The organism is Hafnia paralvei ATCC 29927 (genome assembly GCF_001655005.1).
GTDB lineage: Bacteria > Pseudomonadota > Gammaproteobacteria > Enterobacterales > Enterobacteriaceae > Hafnia > Hafnia paralvei.
Genome location: NZ_LXET01000059.1, coordinates 57483 through 75336, shown reverse-complemented (window position 1 = coordinate 75336; position 17854 = coordinate 57483). Strand labels below are relative to the sequence as shown.

General features: G+C 48.8%; 14 protein-coding genes, 1 tRNA gene and 1 rRNA gene. 11 read left to right on the top strand and 5 right to left on the bottom strand.

Translation table 11 applies throughout. The features are described 5' to 3' along the window. Positions 1 to 14 precede the first annotated feature (14 nt). From M988_RS19295 to M988_RS19285, 3 genes are all read left to right on the top strand, one after another. Positions 15 to 90 (top strand) — tRNA-Thr (locus M988_RS19295). Positions 91 to 129: 39 nt separating this feature from the next. Continuing rightward, a 5S ribosomal RNA gene (gene rrf / locus M988_RS19290) occupies positions 130 to 245 on the top strand. A 238-nt stretch (positions 246 to 483) separates the two neighbouring features. Then, positions 484 to 861, top strand: coding sequence for a YjaA family stress response protein (locus M988_RS19285; RefSeq protein WP_008814690.1), 378 nt, complete (start codon positions 484 to 486; stop codon positions 859 to 861). Between the two features lie 41 nt (positions 862 to 902). On the opposite strand, the gene actP is transcribed toward M988_RS19285, so the two are convergent. The 3 genes from actP to acs form a co-directional block, all read right to left on the bottom strand. Continuing rightward, entirely contained in the window at positions 903 to 2561 is a 1659-nt protein-coding gene (actP, locus tag M988_RS19280; protein ID WP_008814691.1) for a cation/acetate symporter ActP, read from the bottom strand. Next, positions 2558 to 2869: a DUF485 domain-containing protein gene (locus M988_RS19275; protein WP_004095228.1), complete on the bottom strand. Its 312-nt coding sequence runs from the start codon at positions 2867 to 2869 to the stop codon at positions 2558 to 2560. Before M988_RS19275 ends, actP begins: the two co-directional genes overlap by 4 nt. A 121-nt stretch (positions 2870 to 2990) precedes the next feature. Continuing rightward, on the bottom strand, positions 2991 to 4949 hold the full coding sequence (gene acs / locus M988_RS19270) for an acetate--CoA ligase (RefSeq protein ID WP_008814692.1): 1959 nt from the start codon (positions 4947 to 4949) through the stop codon (positions 2991 to 2993). 739 nt (positions 4950 to 5688) lie between these two features. Here acs and gltP point away from each other — a divergent pair. Beyond that, positions 5689 to 6993 (top strand): glutamate/aspartate:proton symporter GltP, encoded by a 1305-nt coding sequence (gene gltP, locus M988_RS19265; protein WP_008814693.1) that lies wholly within the window; start codon positions 5689 to 5691, stop codon positions 6991 to 6993. A gap of 82 nt (positions 6994 to 7075) precedes the next feature. On the opposite strand, the gene dhaR is transcribed toward gltP, so the two are convergent. Beyond that, positions 7076 to 8965 carry a dihydroxyacetone kinase operon transcriptional regulator DhaR gene (gene dhaR / locus M988_RS19260; protein WP_039184508.1) on the bottom strand — a complete coding sequence of 630 codons (1890 nt, stop codon included), beginning with the start codon at positions 8963 to 8965 and terminating at the stop codon, positions 7076 to 7078. A gap of 226 nt (positions 8966 to 9191) precedes the next feature. Beyond that, positions 9192 to 10673: an outer membrane channel protein TolC gene (gene tolC, locus M988_RS19255; protein WP_016361102.1), complete on the bottom strand. Its 1482-nt coding sequence runs from the start codon at positions 10671 to 10673 to the stop codon at positions 9192 to 9194. Positions 10674 to 10891: 218 nt separating this feature from the next. On the opposite strand from tolC, the gene nudF reads away from it, so the two are divergent. The 7 genes from nudF to M988_RS19220 all read left to right on the top strand — a co-directional run bounded on the left by nudF (position 10892) and on the right by M988_RS19220 (position 17836). Then, positions 10892 to 11551: an ADP-ribose diphosphatase gene (gene nudF, locus M988_RS19250; RefSeq protein WP_008814696.1), complete on the top strand. Its 660-nt coding sequence runs from the start codon at positions 10892 to 10894 to the stop codon at positions 11549 to 11551. Between the two features lie 17 nt (positions 11552 to 11568). Next, positions 11569 to 11994, top strand: coding sequence for a DUF1249 family protein (locus M988_RS19245; RefSeq protein ID WP_008814697.1), 426 nt, complete (start codon positions 11569 to 11571; stop codon positions 11992 to 11994). An 88-nt stretch (positions 11995 to 12082) separates the two neighbouring features. After that, entirely contained in the window at positions 12083 to 12910 is an 828-nt protein-coding gene (gene cpdA, locus M988_RS19240; RefSeq protein ID WP_008814698.1) for a 3',5'-cyclic-AMP phosphodiesterase, read from the top strand. 2 nt (positions 12911 to 12912) lie between these two features. Continuing rightward, on the top strand, positions 12913 to 13497 hold the full coding sequence (yqiA, locus tag M988_RS19235; RefSeq protein WP_035503916.1) for an esterase YqiA: 585 nt from the start codon (positions 12913 to 12915) through the stop codon (positions 13495 to 13497). Positions 13498 to 13605: 108 nt separating this feature from the next. Continuing rightward, the gene (parE, locus tag M988_RS19230) at positions 13606 to 15501 is read left to right on the top strand and encodes a DNA topoisomerase IV subunit B (protein WP_004095246.1); all 1896 of its coding nucleotides are present in this window, start codon (positions 13606 to 13608) and stop codon (positions 15499 to 15501) included. 165 nt (positions 15502 to 15666) lie between these two features. Next, positions 15667 to 16377, top strand: a complete 711-nt coding sequence (locus M988_RS19225) for a response regulator (protein ID WP_008814699.1) — start codon at positions 15667 to 15669, stop codon at positions 16375 to 16377. A gap of 67 nt (positions 16378 to 16444) precedes the next feature. Next, complete coding sequence (locus M988_RS19220) at positions 16445 to 17836, top strand: ATP-binding protein (protein WP_065424783.1); 1392 nt, start codon at positions 16445 to 16447, stop codon at positions 17834 to 17836. Positions 17837 to 17854 lie beyond the last annotated feature (18 nt).

Below are 17854 nucleotides of genomic sequence, written 5' to 3'. Positions count from 1 at the left end.
TCCAAATTAGTTGTGCTGATATGGCTCAGTTGGTAGAGCGCACCCTTGGTAAGGGTGAGGTCCCCAGTTCGACTCTGGGTATCAGCACCACTCTAATTAGTGGTTAATGTTCGGCTTAAAAAGAATTTGTCTGGCGGCAACAGCGCGGTGGTCCCACCTGACCCCATGCCGAACTCAGAAGTGAAACGCCGTAGCGCCGATGGTAGTGTGGGGTCTCCCCATGCGAGAGTAGGGAACTGCCAGACTTTAAATAAAACAAAAAGGCCATCCGCAAGGATGGCCTTTTTGTTTTGTCTGAAGCTTGTTGATAAGTGTCTTGAAAGAGTAGGATAACCTTGTCGGAAACGAGGCTGAGCGACGCTATGCATTGACTCACAAGTCGACTTTCAGGGAAGTTCAGCGTAGTGAGCAGACGTTAAATAAAAGACCTCGCTCTTTAAGCGGGTGCTTTGCTATTTCAAAACCAAAACAAGGATACGTTTTGTGAGCTTAATCTATATTCAGATACGAACAAATAAGATAACGGTACGGAATATCGAGACCCAACAAGAAATTACCGGATCTGCGTTATTTACCACAGAACGTTTGCTGGTAGGCCAATTTTTCCCTGCTGAAAAACTGTTGCGCGAATTAGCTCAGCAAGTGATGCCACGCTTCAATACTCCTTTTAATCGCCCCGGTCTGCTTGTACATGCATTAGATATGTTCGAAGGTGGGCTGTCTCAAATAGAAGATCGGGTGTTAAAGGAAATCACTGCTCGCACTGCGTTTAGGAACAGTGGCTTGGTTGTCTATGCTGGTGAGAGAACGTTGAGCGATATGGAAGCTAAAGCGATTTTTGAACAGTACAGAAATAATTAAATCTGCTATAGGGAAAAGGGCTCCGAAGAGCCCTTATTTATTTAATGAGAAGTCCCCTGCGAGATCCCTACCCCCGTTTGTGAGCGTACAAACTGCGAGTAGAAACGCCCACGTTCCTGCACTGCCGCCTCTGAATTATCGGTAATCGAGAAGAGCCAAGTGCCAATAAATGCAGCAGCCATTGAGAACAGCGCCGGATATTCATAGGGATAGATTGGCGTTGCATGCCCCAATACTTTGACCCAAATAGTTGGGCCTAAGATCATCAAGACTACGGCTGTTAGTAGGCCTAACCAGCCGCCAACCATCGCACCGCGAGTCGTTAATTTCGACCAGTACATGGAAAGAATCAGGATAGGGAAGTTGCAGCTGGCCGCAATTGAGAACGCTAAGCCCACCATGAAGGCGATGTTTTGGTTCTCAAATAAAATACCTAACCCAATAGCGACCACACCGAGCACTAACACGGTGATTTTGGAGACTTTCAGCTCATTGCGTTCAGTGGCTTTGCCTTGCTTGAAGACATTGGCATAGAGGTCGTGGGAGACCGCTGAAGCACCCGCAAGAGTCAAACCAGCAACTACGGCAAGGATAGTGGCAAAGGCGACCGCAGAGATGAATCCGAGGAAGAAGCTTCCACCAACTGCATCTGCTAAGTGAACGGCTGCCATATTCGTGCCACCAATCAGTGCGCCCGCAGCGTCTTTAAAGGCGGGATTTGAACCCACTAACACGATAGCACCGAAGCCGATGATGAAGGTTAGGAAGTAGAAGTAGCCCATAAAACCAGTTGCGTAGAACACACTTTTACGTGCTTCTTTCGCATCGCTGACGGTAAAGAAACGCATCAGGATATGAGGCAATCCTGCGGTGCCGAACATGAGTGCCAATCCCAGAGAAAGTGCGCTGATTGGGTCTGATACCAATCCCCCAGGACGCATAATCGCAGCGCCTTTCGGGTTGACTTCCATTGCCTGGTTAAACAGGGTATTAAAGCTAAAGCCGACGGATTTCATGACCATGATTGCCATGAATGATGCGCCAGCGAGTAATAATACAGCTTTAATAATCTGGACCCATGTCGTTGCTAGCATTCCGCCAAAAAGAACATACATCACCATCAATACACCGACTAATACCACGGCGATATGATAGTTCAGGCCAAATAGTAATTCGATTAGCTTACCTGCCCCTACCATTTGAGCAATTAGATACAGGGCCACGACAACCAATGAGCCGCAGGCAGATAAGGTTCGAATGGGTCTTTGCTGTAAACGATAGGATGCAACGTCTGCGAAGGTATAACGTCCAAGGTTACGTAGGCGTTCAGCAACGAGGAACAACATGATTGGCCAGCCAACCAAGAAACCTAGCGAATAGATTAATCCGTCGTATCCTGAGGTATATACCAGAGCTGAAATCCCCAGAAATGATGCGGCAGACATAAAGTCACCAGCCATCGCCAAACCATTTTGCAGACCCGTGATATTGCCGCCTGCGGTATAGTAGTCTTTACGTGAGCGTGTGCGCTTTGAGGCCCAGTAGGTAATATAGAGCGTTGCTCCAACGAAAATAACGAACATCACGATGGCTTGGATGTTTAACGGCTGCCGTTCGACCGCGCCAGTAATAGCATCTGCGGCATAGCTCGAAAAAGACATGGCTGCGAGAACAAAAAGCATCAAAAGACGTGATTTCATTGCCCTGCCTCCTGAAGAACCTGATGGTTGAGGCGATCGAACTCACCGTTGGCACGAATGACGTAAATGCCGGTTAACACAAAGGAAACCACTATCAGGCCAACGCCAATAGGGATCCCGCGGGTTACACTGGAGCCTTCAGAAATTGGCGTTCCCAGCCAGCCAGGTGCAAAAGCAATCAGTAAAATAAAACCGAAATATAAAATCATCATTATCCAGGAAAGAGTCCAAGCGAATCTTTCACGTTTTTGCACCAGTTCCTTGAAGCGCGGGTTATTTTCAATCCTTTGATAAATGGCATCATTCATCAGAGCGACTCCTAGTAAGGCATTGATTGAATAAAAGCTGTCCCACAGGCATAGCTTTGAAAGCGATGCCAATGTGGTCAGCTCTTTGCCGCGCTCAGGCGGCGATACGTCGTGCGACTAATTAAGATGAAACTTCCATTGATTGTTTTTCTTCTAACAACTTCTCTACGACTCCCGGATCTGCCAGTGTTGAGGTGTCTCCCAGATTACTCGTGTCTCCGGCTGCAATTTTGCGCAGGATACGACGCATGATTTTCCCCGAACGGGTCTTAGGCAGCGCATCGGTCCAATGCAAAATATCAGGTGTGGCTATCGGGCCAATCTCTTTGCGCACCCAGTTGCGCACTTCGGTATAGAGCTCTGGCGTTGGCTCTTCTCCGTGATTGAGTGTGATATAGGCGTAAATTGCCTGACCTTTAATGTTATGCGGAACGCCGACCACGGCAGCTTCGGCAATTTTTGGATGGGAAACCAGCGCTGACTCAATTTCTGCGGTTCCTAGGCGGTGGCCAGACACATTGAGAACATCATCAACGCGCCCGGTGATCCAGTAATACCCATCTTCGTCCCGACGAGCGCCGTCGCCGCTGAAGTACATGCCTTTAAAAGTGGAAAAGTAAGTTTGTTCAAAGCGATCGTGGTCGCCGAACAACGTACGCGCCTGTCCCGGCCACGAGTCGACCATCACGAGATTACCCTCGCAGGCACCTTCTTGAGGTATTCCGCCGTTATCGACTAATGCTGGCTGCACGCCAAAGAAAGGTAGGGTGGCAGAACCGGCTTTGAGTTCAATGGCTCCTGGCAGCGGAGTGATCATGAAGCCACCGGTTTCGGTTTGCCACCATGTGTCCATGATTGGGCACTTACTATTACCAATCTTGTTGAAGTACCACTCCCAAGCTTCAGGGTTTATCGGCTCACCTACCGAGCCCATGATACGCAATGAGGTACGCTGAGTACCCTCAGTGGCTTTATCACCTTCGGCCATCAGTGCACGAATAGCCGTTGGTGCAGTGTATAGAATATTGACTTGATGCTTATCAACCACCTGCGATAAGCGGTTTACGCCAGGATAATTAGGTACGCCTTCAAACATTAATGTAATTGCACCATTCGCCAATGGTCCATACAGCAAGTAGCTGTGGCCAGTGACCCAGCCAACGTCAGCGGTACACCAGTAGATATCGCCGGGATGGTAATCGAAGACATATTTAAATGTGGTTGCGGCATAAACTAAATAACCGCCGGTGGTATGCAAAACGCCTTTGGGTTTGCCCGTTGAGCCAGAGGTATACAGAATGAAGAGTGGATCCTCTGCATTCATCTCTTCCGGCGGGCAGTTAGCATCGACTTGCTCAATTAGATCGTGCCACCACAGATCGCGGTCTGAGTTCCATTCACCTTGTTTGCCAGTACGCTTGAACACCACGACGTGCTCGACGCTCTTCACATTTGGATTCTTCAGTGCGTCATCCACATTCTTTTTCAAAGGAATAGGGCGACCTGCGCGCAACCCTTCATCAGCGGTAATGACGATTTTTGAATTAGAATCGATGATGCGACCAGCAACGGCCTCTGGTGAGAAACCACCAAAAATGACGGAATGAATGGCGCCAATGCGCGCGCAGGCCAGCATTGCTACGGCGGCTTCAACCACCATAGGCATATAGATAGCAACAACATCGCCTTTTTTGACGCCAAGTTTCTTAAGTACGTTGCCAAAGCGGCATACGTCGTGATGTAACTCTCGATAGCTTACGGTTTTGCTTTCCTGTGGATTGTCACCTTCCCAGATGATCGCGGTTTGATTGCCGCGTTCCTCTAAATGACGATCTAGGCAGTTTGCTGCCAAATTCAAAGTACCGTCTTCGAACCAACGGATACTGACATGACCAGGATCGAATGATGTGTTTTTTACTTTGCTATAAGGTTTCATCCAATCGATAATTTTTCCGTACTCAGCCCAGAATCCATCGGGATCTTTGACTGAGCGTTGGTAGAGTTCACGGTACATCTGTGGGTTAATCAGGGTATGTTCTGCAATGTTTGCAGGAATAGAATGCTTATGGATCTGGCTCATCGTTATCCTCCTTGCGGATGTTAATATTATGTCAATATAAGGTTAAAAATGATTCGCGCGCTCGATTTGTGTCTTTTTTGCGCGATTGATCACGCAATAAAAATATTGGTATCTAGCAAGGGGATTACGTGGAAGGTTGGCTTAGCATGTGCTCATCTAAGATAAGTCAGTGGGAGGTAATAAAATTATAAGAGCGTGAAGAAAATAACGTAGAGAAACAATATATAAATTAATAGTCAGTGATAAAGAAATTAAAAAGAATCTCTGGCAGGAAAAATAATCAGATAATAAAAATGAATAATAGGATAGGTTATTTTCTCATCATGATTAGGAGTATTAGCTTCCGTTATATCCTCCATTGCACCATCATGGTGCATAATACCTCGACAGTTCTTGGTTAATTATTCGTTTCATTCCAAGATTATGTCAAAAAACATGCATAATTAATCGATTGAGTGTCATCCAGTGTTAGCAAGGATGAATGGGTTTATTTTCCTTTTATAACAAATAGTTATTTCTTTTCTTGATTTATATGAGACAGGGCGTTATGCGGTTTCAGCGTACATCGCGATTCAATATTGGCTTGCGGAAAGCCACCGCAAAATGATACAGAATATAGGTCGCATTTAGACAGGTCGCGATAGGAAATGAGTAAATACTTTACGGAATAAAAACTACAGCTGCAGATAAATATAAGAAGCTGGGTAGGCTCTATTATCATTGAGGAACATTTTCGGGAATGAAGAAATTTAAATTTACACTTGCTTGGCAAATCGTCGCTGCATTAATTTTAGGTATCATCGTTGGTGCTGTATTGCACAATCAGGAAGAGTCACGCGTTTGGTTAGTTAGCAATATTTTGAGCCCTGCGGGCGATATCTTCATTCGTCTGATTAAGATGATTGTTATCCCCATCGTGATCTCTACGCTGATTGTGGGTATTGCTGGCGTGGGTGATGCGAAGAAGTTGGGACGAATCGGCCTCAAAACTATCATCTACTTTGAAGTTATCACTACGGTTGCAATTATCGTGGGGATCACGTTGGCCAACGTGTTCCAGCCGGGGCATGGCATTGATATGTCTACGTTGGCAACGGTGGACATCTCCCAGTATGAAAAAACGACGGAACAGGTGCAGAGCGGATCTCATAGCCTAGTTTCAACCATTCTGGCATTGATCCCATCGAATCTGTTTGCCTCAATGGCTAAAGGCGACATTCTGCCTATCATCTTTTTCTCAGTGCTGTTTGGTTTAGGATTATCGTCTTTGCCAAAAGAAACTAAAGAGCCGCTGCTAAAGGTATTTAAGGCGGTTTCGGAAAGCATGTTTAAAGTGACTCACATGATCATGCGTTATGCTCCTATCGGGGTGTTTGGCTTGATCTCTGTGACCGTGGCGAACTTTGGTTTTGCCTCTCTAGTACCGCTAGCTAAATTGGTGGTGCTAGTTTACTTCGCGATTATCTTCTTTGCGTTGGTGGTGCTGGGGTCAGTGGCTAAGTTATGCAAACTCAATATCTGGACATTGATCAAAATCCTGAAGGATGAGCTGATTCTGGCTTACTCCACGGCGAGTTCTGAAACGGTACTACCGCGTATCATTGAGAAAATGGAAGCTTACGGTGCGCCTAAGTCCATCACCAGCTTTGTGGTGCCGACGGGTTACTCTTTTAACCTCGATGGTTCTACCTTATATCAAAGTATTGCGGCCATCTTTATTGCTCAGCTTTATGGCATTGATTTATCTATTGGGCAGGAGATCGTTTTGGTGCTGACGTTGATGGTAACCTCTAAAGGTATCGCCGGTGTGCCAGGCGTATCTTTTGTCGTGTTGTTAGCCACGCTTGGCAGCGTGGGTATTCCATTAGAAGGATTAGCGTTTATTGCAGGCGTTGACCGTATTCTTGACATGGCTCGTACTGCGTTGAACGTGGTAGGGAATGCGTTGGCGGTCCTCGTGATTGCCAAGTGGGAGCATCAGTTCGACCGCAAGAAAGCGAAAGCTTATGAAGAGAATATGTTGGTGAAGGCCGAACAGTTTTAAAAGCGAACTATCGACCTTGTTCTTGGATACCAAGTCTATCTAACCGCCTCCCCTTAGATGAGGGGGCGGTTATCAAAATGAATTAGTCACTCTTAAACTGTTCCATTTCCAACTGATACTGCTTCAGTTTGCGCCATAGCGTCGTGCGCCCAATTCCCAGCATTCTTGCCATATCATGAGGTTTACCCTGTGCTGCATGAGCCGCGCGGATAATTGCTTGGCGCTCTGCATCCTCCAATGACATCACTGGCGTCAACAAGGGGCTTTCCGGCTCTACCGTCAGTTTTTCCGTCATTAAATGTTCGGGCAGATCGGCCATTCGAATATGGTTATGCTGACAAATCATCGCCGCGCGTTCGACGACCCCTTTCAACTCCTGATCATTACCCGGCCACGGGTAGTCGCGTAATTGAAGCAGAACGGCTTCGTCGATTTGATAACGGCAATGGAAATGTTGACCCAAAATATTCAGATGATGAGTCACCAGCAGCGGTATATCCGACTGGCGCTGACGCAGTGGTGGAATCTGTAGCTCGAACGACTGCAATGTATAGAATAACTGACGACGGAATCGACCTTGTTTAACCAACAGCGGTAGATTTGCGCCAGTCGCGGCGATAATGCGTACATCGACCGGGATAATACGGCTGGAGTTTTGGCGCATGATAACGCCCGTTTTAATTATCTGGAGGAGTACAGACTGCATCTCTGGTGGCAAATATTCTATTTGCTCCAAATACAGCGTGCCGCCGTTTGCTAGCTCAAACTTGCTCGGCAGGCCGGCGTCGGTTTCGGTCGCGTCACTGCCGAGCAATTCTTTAGCGAACTGGCCTTCAACCAGAGTTTGGCAGTTAATAGCGATGTATGAGCTGTTAGCCCGTTCGCTGGCGTTATGGATTGCCTGAGCCAGTAGCTCCTTGCCGACGCCTTCTTCCCCCTGTAGTAGAATAGGGTGTTGACCGCGTGCTGCCTGACGGCCGTATCTCAGCAGGCGACGCATATCGAGCGAACCAGCGGGCATTTGTTCAAAGGTTTGGCTGACCTTTCCCAACTGATGATTCACCAACCTTCGCAGCTGGTCTAGCGGATGCAGTAATGCGATAAAGCCGCAGTGTTCACCGTCAGGAACGGGCTTCAGCGTGAGCAGCGTGGCGATAAATTGTTTGCGGCTTTCAAACGTCATTTCGACATGATTAAGTGGTAGCCGTTGCTGAATGGCATGTTGTAACAATGAAGGCAGAGTAAGCAGCGAAGGAAGCGGGCGACCCAAACTATTTTGTTCATCTAACAGCAGCATCCCCGCAGCGCGATGATTCAAATATTGCAGACAGCCGTTGTGATCCCATGCAAGGACACCATCTTCCACGCCATCTAACAGCGCGTAAAGCTCGTTGAGGTGACGATTGGTTTCTGACAGCAACGCATCAGTATGTAGCGAATTACCAATTTCGCGAGCAATGGCTAATGTTAACGGTAAATCACTGACCGCATAGTCTGCTATCAGACATGCAATGACGATAACGGCACGCTGTCGACCACTGTTGTCATACACCGGCGTTGCGCTGCAGTGCCATGCGCGTAATGCCTGCTTGAAATGCTCGTCACCATGTACCTGAACAGGATTACCATCGCGCATTGCTAGCGCTGGAGCGTTAGTACCAATATGTCCTTCGGCCCAATAGCTGCCGATATCAAAGCCGAGTGCGGCGAGTGCGGTTCGCGTTTTTACGTGCCCACATTGCCAAAGCAAACAACCGCTTTCATCGAGGATCTGCAAAACACAGGGACGTGACTCCATATATTCATAGGCATCTTCTAGCGCTGCTTGGCCTAATACCAGCAGGTCGTTTTTACGTTGGCATATGGAGCGTAGCGTTGCCCCTGCTGCGCGGTGAGGCATTTTCCACGGCATGGGCTGCATCAGCTTTTGGCAGCGCACCCAAGATTGATAAATCGGCTGTGCAGGACGCATTGTCTCCGGCAAATTTCCGTGAGAGAAAAAATAGATCCAACGGTCGGAAGAAGTATCTGGCTGCACAAATAAAATCCATCAGTAAAAGACAAGTGGTTATTAAAGCGGGAAAAGAGGAACAATTCCGTGAGCTGGATGCAAACGAAGGGCTGATAGCGCCAAAAAAGCAAAGGGGCGAAAATTCGCCCCTTTGTCATCTCGCCACAGCGGCATCTAACATCGTAGGTTAGTTGCGGAAAGGATTCTTACCTTTGCTGCTAGAGGTGCTGGATACAGGAGTCGCTTGTGCAACTGGTGCAGCGCTGTAGTCGCTGTTAACCTGGTCGGCTTGTGTTTTACCCTGCGGAGCAATAATGTCCGGTGTGGTAGAAACAGGCTTAGTCAGGCCGCCGTTAAGCGCCATCAGATCGTTTTGGTTCAGCGTACCCAATGCGTATTTGATATTGAGCTGGCTGATCAGGTAATCGTAACGTGCGTTAGACAGGCTTTCCTTCGCGCTATACAGCGTGGTAGTTGCGTTTAGCACGTCAACGATAGTACGTGTACCAACCTGATAACCGGCTTCGGTCGCTTCCAAAGAGCTTTGTGCAGACACGACGGCCTGACGATAAGCTTCAACGCCGCTGATAGAGGCAGAGATGTTGTTAAAGGAAGAACGAACGTTTTGAATAACGCTACGGTGTGCGCTTTCCAGAGATTCACTTGCACCAACAAAGTTATATTGTGCCTGTTGAACCTGAGAATTGGTTGCACCACCGGAGTACAGCGGCAGGTTGAACTGTAGGCCGATAGTGTTTTGGCCCTGATAGCTGCTGGCTCCGTTTGAGTTCTGCGCTTTCTGGCTGTTAGACAAACTGTTGTAGTCTGTATTGCTGACACCAGAAGATGCAGTCAGATCCAACGTTGGCATATAGCCTGTCTGTGCATATTTGATCTGCTCACGAGCCAAATCTTGGCTCAGGCGAGCGCTCAATAATGACAGGTTACGTTTTTCAGCCTCTTGCAGCAGACTATTCACATTCTCTGGTTTAGTGGTTGAGAAACGTTCTACGTTCAGAGAGTCCAACTGACCATAGTACTGACCGGTGATTTGGCGCAGTGCTTCCAAAGAGTTATCCAAATTGTTACGCGCTGTCACTTCGTTAGCTAACACCAAGTCGTATTGAGCGCGGGCGTTCTGTACGTCGGTAATAGCAACCAAGCCCACGTTAAAACGCTGGGTGGTTTGATCTAACTGACGATAAATCGCTTCTTTATTGGCTTCAATGTAAGACAGCGCATCGATAGCGCGCAGCACGTTGAAGTAAGCCGTTGCTGAATTCAGCATCAGCGTCTGTTCGGAAGACTGATAAGAGACGTCTTGGATACCCGCCTGTTTTTCAGTTAGAGAAAGCTGACGCCATTTTGACATGTCAAAAATGGTTTGAGTCAATTGCAGCGACGCGCCGTAGTTATTCGAGTTCAAGCCGTCGTTGTCGCGCATCCCATTGGTATAAGTATAATCTGCGCCCAAGCCAAGCTGTGGTAACAGTGGGCTACGGGACTCGTTAATCTTCTCAAAAGCCACATCGCGATCTGCCGCAGCTTTACGCAGATCGGGGTTACTTTCCTTGGCTTGCTGATATACCTGCATCAGGTTTTCTGCATGGCTTAAAGTGGTAAAGCCACCAAGGCTCAGGCCAATAAGAAGGGGGAGCAGTTTCTTCATTTGCATTCCTTGTTGTGCAGCAAAGTTGCTATTGTAACGCTGACTAAAGTCATATAGCCGCCGATTCTACCAGAGACCGTATCTTAAGGAGCGTGGCTTTACGTGCCATCCCCCTTAATTTACCTAAATAAACAGTAAAGTGATTGAGTATTTTCAGATTGACCTCAAATCAATATTATTCATGCTAACCATCACACCACTTTTAGGAATTTAGCCGTATGAGCGAGAAAAATCCGTCACCCGTCACGTTTAGTAAAAATGATGTTGAAATTATTGCACGGGAATCGCTCTACCGCGGCTTTTTTTCGCTAGAACGTTATCGTTTTCGGCATCGTCTCTTTGATGGCAGTATGAGTGGCGAGGTTGTACGTGAGGTTTTTGAGCGCGGACATGCTGCAGTTCTGCTCCCTTATGACCCTGTACGTGATGAAGTTGTGCTAGTGGAACAGATTCGCATTCCTGCGTTGGACTCTAGCCAAACGCCTTGGTTGCTGGAGATGGTGGCAGGGATGATTGAGCCCGGCGAGACGGTAGAAGACGTTGCCCGTCGCGAAGCGCAGGAAGAAGCAGGCATTCATGTGCAACGCTGTAAGCCGGTGCTTAGCTATCTGGCAAGCCCTGGCGGTACGAGCGAACGCTTATCTATTATGGTCGGTGAGATTGACGCGGAAAAAGCCTCCGGCATCCATGGCTTACCAGAAGAGCATGAGGACATTCGAGTGCATGTTGTGAGCCGCGATCAGGCGTATCGCTGGGTGGAAGAAGGGGTGATCGACAATGCTGCATCGGTTATTGCATTACAGTGGCTGGCGTTGCACCATGAGTCGCTTCGCCGTGAGTGGATGAATCCGCAACTCGGTTGTAGCAGCGCCAACTAATTTGGATACAGATATATATGATGAAGCGTTATTCCCCTGATTTTCCTCTAATGATGAGGCTGTGTGAGACTAATTATGCACAATTGCGTCGTTTGTTACCGCGCAAGGACGAAGTTGGCGAATCGCAGGGATATCAGGTCAATGGCGCGAGTTATCAGATAAAAATTACGGAGTCGACGCGTTATACCTCAATGGCTGAAATCACCCAGACCCAGCCTGAACCGGGACATTGGGGGTTACCTTCAATGAGTGTGCGCCTGTATCATGACGCCATGGTTGCGGAAGTGTGTGCAAGCCAACAGATCTCTCGGTTTAAAGCACGTTATGATTATCCGAATAAAAAGTTGCATCAACGCGACGAAAAGCATCAAATTAACCAGTTTCTTGCAGACTGGTTGCACTATTGTCTGACGCATGGAGTTATGGCAATTCCTGTATATTAGAGCCTGTTTTGCTGCGCTGAGCCCTAACAATCGACGCAATGATTATTTTTACAGATTCTTGGCAGACTAAAGTCATAAAGGACACCATTTGGAAAGCCTGTTTCAACTAACCGTGGCACGTGGGGCTCCGGTTAGGATTTTACAAATCACAGACACTCACTTGTTTGCGGGTGAACATGAGACGTTATTAGGCGTCAATACTCATCGCAGCTACCACGCAGTGCTAGAGGCGATCCATGCCGAAGCTCGCCCGTACGACATCGTTGTCGCCACCGGTGATTTGGCGCAGGATCACTCTGTGGCGGCATACCAGCATTTTGCGAACGGTATTGCGACGCTTAATAAAACCTGTCTGTGGCTTCCGGGTAATCATGATTTTCAGCCAGCAATGGTCGATACGTTGGCCAATGCAGGTGTGAATCCCGCGAAGCATATGTTGCTAGGCGATTACTGGCAGATTATTTTGTTAGATAGCCAAGTTTTTGGTGTTCCCCACGGAGAGCTAAGCGACTACCAACTTGAATGGTTGGAGCGTACGCTTTCGCTGTATCCGCAGCGCCACGCTCTGATTTTATTGCACCACCATCCGTTGCCGTCAGGCTGTACATGGCTTGATCAGCACAGCCTACGCAATGCGCATATGCTAGGGGAAGTTCTGCAACATTATCCTCTGGCGAAAACTTTGCTATGCGGACATATTCATCAGGATTTGGATTTGCAGTGGGAAGGCCGCCGTTTGTTAGCGACGCCATCAACCTGTATTCAATTCAAACCGCTATGCACCAATTTCACGATTGACACTCTATCGCCCGGGTGGCGTTATCTGGATCTGCATCCAGATGGGACGCTCACGACTGAACTGCATCGTTTAGACGGTACAGAATTCAGACCGGATCTCGACTCTGACGGCTATTAATGATGCCCACGCTTTTATATCTCCACGGATTTAACAGTTCTCCCCGTTCTGCCAAGGCCACTGCGTTGAAACAGTGGCTAGCGGTTAATCACCCAGAAATTACGATGCTGGTTCCTCAACTTCCGCCTTATCCGTCGGATGCAGCGGAAATGTTGGAAGAGATAGTGATGTCTCGTTCTGGACGTCCTCTGGGAGTGGTGGGTTCTTCTCTGGGTGGATATTACGCCACGTGGCTATCGCAGTGCTTCACGCTACCGGCGGTCGTTGTAAACCCCGCAGTTAAGCCCTATGAGCTGTTAATTGACTTTTTAGGGCAAAACGAGAATCCCTACACCGGCCAACAATATGTGTTAGAGTCTCGCCACGTTTACGATCTGAAAGTCATGCAGGTTGAACCATTGGAATCACCGGATCTCCTCTGGTTGTTACAGCAAACTGGTGACGAAGTTCTGGATTATCGACAAGCTGTGGCTTACTACGCGTTATGCCGCCAGACCATTGAGCCTGAGGGGTCACACAGTTTTGTTGGTTTCGAGCGATTTTTCCCACAGATCGTCGATTTCTTAGAGCTGGCCACCGATTATTAACAGAGTGGTAAGGCTTATACCTACCGAGCGGAATATGGCTTCGCCAGAGCAAAGTACTGCTTTGCACCGCTCGGTCGACGATAACTAACGACTTATACGATTCATACCATGACTCAATCCAGCTATAACGCTGATTCTATTGAAGTTCTCAGCGGCCTAGAACCCGTGCGCCGTCGTCCGGGTATGTACACCGATACCACGCGTCCTAACCATTTGGGTCAGGAAGTCATAGATAACAGTGTCGATGAGGCGCTGGCTGGCCACGCATCTCGCGTAGAGGTCATTTTATATCCCGATCAATCGCTGGAAGTGATTGATGATGGGCGCGGTATGCCGGTGGACATTCACCCCGAAGAAGGCGTACCTGCTATTGAACTGATCCTGTGCCGCTTGCATGCGGGCGGTAAGTTCTCGAATAAAAACTATCAGTTCTCCGGTGGCCTGCACGGCGTAGGTATTTCGGTAGTAAACGCCTTATCCAAACGCGTTGAAGTCACCGTACGCCGCGATGGACAGGTATATCAGATGGCATTCGAGAACGGTGATAAGGTCGAAGATCTGCATGTAACCGGCACCTGCGGTAAACGCAATACCGGTACTAGCGTACACTTCTGGCCTGATGAACAGTTCTTTGACAGCCCTAAATTCTCGGTTTCTCGCCTCAATCATTTGCTGAAAGCTAAAGCGGTATTGTGTCCGGGCGTCGAGATTGTCTTTAAAGATAAGCTGAACAACACCGAACAGCGCTGGTGCTATCAGGATGGTCTGACCGACTATCTGATGGAGGCTGTAAACGGTCTAATCACTCTACCAGAACAAGCATTTACCGGCTCCTTCTCAGGTGATACCGAGGCCGTTGACTGGGCACTGTTGTGGCTGCCGGAAGGCGGTGAGTTGCTGACTGAAAGCTACGTTAACCTGATCCCAACCATGCAGGGCGGTACGCACGTTAACGGCTTGCGCCAAGGCCTGCTCGACGCCATGCGTGAGTTCTGCGAATTCCGTAATCTTTTGCCGCGTGGCGTTAAGCTGTCGGCGGACGATATCTGGGAACGCTGTGCATACGTGCTTTCGGTGAAAATGCAGGATCCGCAATTTGCGGGTCAAACGAAAGAACGTTTGTCTTCGCGTCAGTGTGCGGCCTTTGTTTCTGCCATTGTTAAAGATGCTTTCAGCGTTTGGCTTAACCAAAACGTGCAGGTGGCCGAACAACTGGCTGAGCTGGCGATTTCCAGCGCCCAGCGCCGCATGCGTGCCGCTAAAAAAGTGGTACGTAAAAAGCTGACCAGTGGCCCAGCGCTGCCGGGTAAATTAGCCGACTGTACCGCGCAGGATCTTTCCCGCACCGAGCTCTTTCTGGTGGAAGGGGATTCCGCTGGTGGCTCTGCTAAGCAGGCTCGTGACCGTGAATATCAGGCCATCATGCCGTTAAAAGGTAAGATCCTGAACACGTGGGAAGTTTCTTCTGACGAAGTACTCGCCTCGCAGGAAGTACACGATATTTCCGTGGCGATTGGTATCGATCCAGACAGCGACGATCTCAGCCAGCTACGCTACGGCAAAATTTGTATCCTTGCGGATGCTGACTCCGATGGTTTACACATTGCTACGCTGCTATGTGCGCTGTTCGTGCGTCATTTCCAATCGTTAGTACGCGGTGGGCATGTTTATGTTGCCATGCCGCCACTGTTCCGCATCGACCTCGGCAAAGAGGTTTATTACGCGCTGGATGAAGAAGAAAAAGCCGGTGTGTTGGAACAGCTCAAGCGTAAAAAGGGTAAGCCGAACGTACAACGCTTCAAAGGGTTGGGCGAAATGAACCCGCTCCAACTGCGTGAAACAACGCTTGATCCAAATACGCGTCGTTTGGTGCAGTTAACCATCGATGATACCGATGTCGATCAAACGATGGCGGTGATGGATATGCTGTTGGCGAAGAAACGCTCCGAAGATCGTCGCAACTGGTTACAGGAAAAAGGTGATCTGGCGGATCTGGACGTCTAGTCCAGAGTGCTCTTCACGCTGATAACGGATCGCCTTGGCGGTCCGTTTTTTTATGCGGTGGAAGTGTGATAGCCATCCCAATTGTTTGTGCATGGAATAAGATGTATTAGGTCAGCGAGTATTATTCAGATTGTTAGCTTGTACGTGCTGCTTGGAGCCTTACCGATGATGTTGCCCTATTCGCTGTTGCTCATTGATGATGATGCAGAAATTCGTAGTCTGCTGACGGAGTATTTCACTCGCGCGGGATTTAGCGTTATTGCGCTGCCTGACGGTGAAAAATTGATGCAAACGCTTCAACAGCAAAGCGTCGATCTGATTATCCTTGATGTCATGATGCCGGGTATGGATGGCTTCACGCTATGCCGGATGGTGAGGAATACCTCTTCGGTGCCGATCATCATGCTTACCGCAGCCTCTGATGAAACCGACAAAGTGATCGGGCTGGAGCTAGGCGCTGACGACTATCTCGCTAAGCCTTTTAGCGCACGCGAGCTGTTGGCAAGAGTTAAGGCGCTGTTGCGGCGCAACCAGATAGCGCAAAGTCCAACGGCAGAAGCACGCTATCTCTGTTTTAACGGCTGGAAACTGGATCTGTTACGCCGAGAATTGATCGATTCCCAAGGTGCCGCGGAGATCCTCTCTGGGATCGAGTTTGCTTTGTTATCTCTTTTTCTGCGTTTTCCAAACAAGATCCTCGATCGTGACCAAATATCGGAGATCACCCGCCGCCGTGAAAATAATCCTCTGGAGCGTGGCATTGATGTGCAGATTAGTCGGCTACGTCAACGCTTGCATGACGTCGACCGCCGTCTGCTGCGCACGATAAGAAATCAGGGTTATATGCTGTGCTGCGATGTTAGCCGTGAATACTGAGTTCCGGCGGTTTGATCCCAGTCCCAAATCATTGCGTTGGTATCAGCGCCTGTGGCCGCGTTCTTTGATGAGCCGCATGTTATGTATGCTGGTGTGCGCTTTGCTCTTGGCTGAGATTATCTCTGGGGTTTTTTGGTATCGACAGTACAGCGTGCGCAATAATGCGGGTCTTGAGAGCACCGTTCGTAGCCTGACGCAGAGTATGCTTTCGACTTACAATTTCATGTCATCCCTGCCGCGTAATTATCGTCATCTGGTACTCCAGCAACAGCTAGAGCTGGGGGGCTCGCAGTTTTTTATCTCCATCAATAGCCATCCCCTCAAACAGCAGCCGCTTGCCGACAGCAGTAATGTGCAAAGGGTACTCGCGCTGGCGCAAAGTGAGGTGCTCAATCAACAGGGTGATAGGCTGAACTCGGTGATTTCTCTCACTGCCGCCAATCAGCTACGAGTATTTAACGCGGGTGTTTTGATGGTGGACTTACCGCCGGGTTGGGCGCGTTTTGGGCTGGTTACCTCACGTGGCGATGAGCCTGTGTTAGCGCTTCAGTTAGCATTGAACAAGGACGAATGGCTGTTTATTGCTGCACCGCTACCGCCGCCATACGATCAGTTGGATCTGCCGCTGTTTGGTTCTCGTCAGCTGGGATTCACGCTATGCAGTATGTTGCTGGTAGCGCTGTTTGGCGGCTGGCTGATACGCAGAGAGCTGAGGCCGTTAGCGCGTTTAGCGCAGGGGGCACATCAGTTAAACACTCAGTTGGATAGCCCTCCGTTGCCTGAAGAAGGGAGCGCAGAATTAGTTAGTGCGACGCGAGCCTTCAACCAAATGCAGGATCGACTGCGTGCCTATTTACATAATCGAGAAATCCTTTTTACTGCGATTAGTCATGATTTAAAAACGCCGCTGACGCGGTTACGGCTGCGCGTGGAAATGCTGGACGATCCTCCGCTCGAGAAAAAGCTGGAGCAGGATCTGCACGATCTGGAAATGATGGTCAAAGGTGCGCTGCAAAGTATGAAGGATACGGATATTCACGAGAATATGGAGCGTATCGACCTACGCCACCTTTTGGCACAGCTGATGGACGCACATACCAATATCAGCCTGCGTGGCACGCCGCACTATCTGTTTGGACGCCCACTGGCGTTGAAACGCTGCATTAATAATCTGGTGGATAATGGCTTGAAATACGGTGATAGGCTTGAGATCAGCGTGGAAAACTATCCTGAACATATGACGCTGAGTTTCCGTGATTATGGCCCCGGTATTCCGCAAGCTCAGTTAGAGAACGTGTTTAAGCCTTACTATCGATTACATAGCGATACTCAGGGAAGCGGATTAGGTTTAGCAATTGCTCGCGGTATCGCTCGCGCTCACGGCGGTGATATCACACTGTATAACCATCCTTGTGGTGGTCTGATTGCCGTATTGCGCTTAAGGCGTTATTTACAGTAATCACACAGGTAACGGAGA

Bases quoted from the DNA above. Each gene is read 5' to 3' on its own strand.
- actP (WP_008814691.1), bottom strand. From the start codon at position 2,561: ATGAAATCACGTCTTTTGATGCTTTTTGTTCTCGCAGCCATGTCTTTT.
- M988_RS19275 (WP_004095228.1), bottom strand. From the start codon at position 2,869: ATGAATGATGCCATTTATCAAAGGATTGAAAATAACCCGCGCTTCAAG.
- acs (WP_008814692.1), bottom strand. From the start codon at position 4,949: ATGAGCCAGATCCATAAGCATTCTATTCCTGCAAACATTGCAGAACAT.
- gltP (WP_008814693.1), top strand. From the start codon at position 5,689: ATGAAGAAATTTAAATTTACACTTGCTTGGCAAATCGTCGCTGCATTA.
- dhaR (WP_039184508.1), bottom strand. From the start codon at position 8,965: ATGCGTCCTGCACAGCCGATTTATCAATCTTGGGTGCGCTGCCAAAAG.
- tolC (WP_016361102.1), bottom strand. From the start codon at position 10,673: ATGAAGAAACTGCTCCCCCTTCTTATTGGCCTGAGCCTTGGTGGCTTT.
- nudF (WP_008814696.1), top strand. From the start codon at position 10,892: ATGAGCGAGAAAAATCCGTCACCCGTCACGTTTAGTAAAAATGATGTT.
- M988_RS19245 (WP_008814697.1), top strand. From the start codon at position 11,569: ATGATGAAGCGTTATTCCCCTGATTTTCCTCTAATGATGAGGCTGTGT.
- yqiA (WP_035503916.1), top strand. From the start codon at position 12,913: ATGCCCACGCTTTTATATCTCCACGGATTTAACAGTTCTCCCCGTTCT.
- parE (WP_004095246.1), top strand. From the start codon at position 13,606: ATGACTCAATCCAGCTATAACGCTGATTCTATTGAAGTTCTCAGCGGC.
- M988_RS19225 (WP_008814699.1), top strand. From the start codon at position 15,667: ATGATGTTGCCCTATTCGCTGTTGCTCATTGATGATGATGCAGAAATT.
- M988_RS19220 (WP_065424783.1), top strand. From the start codon at position 16,445: ATGAGCCGCATGTTATGTATGCTGGTGTGCGCTTTGCTCTTGGCTGAG.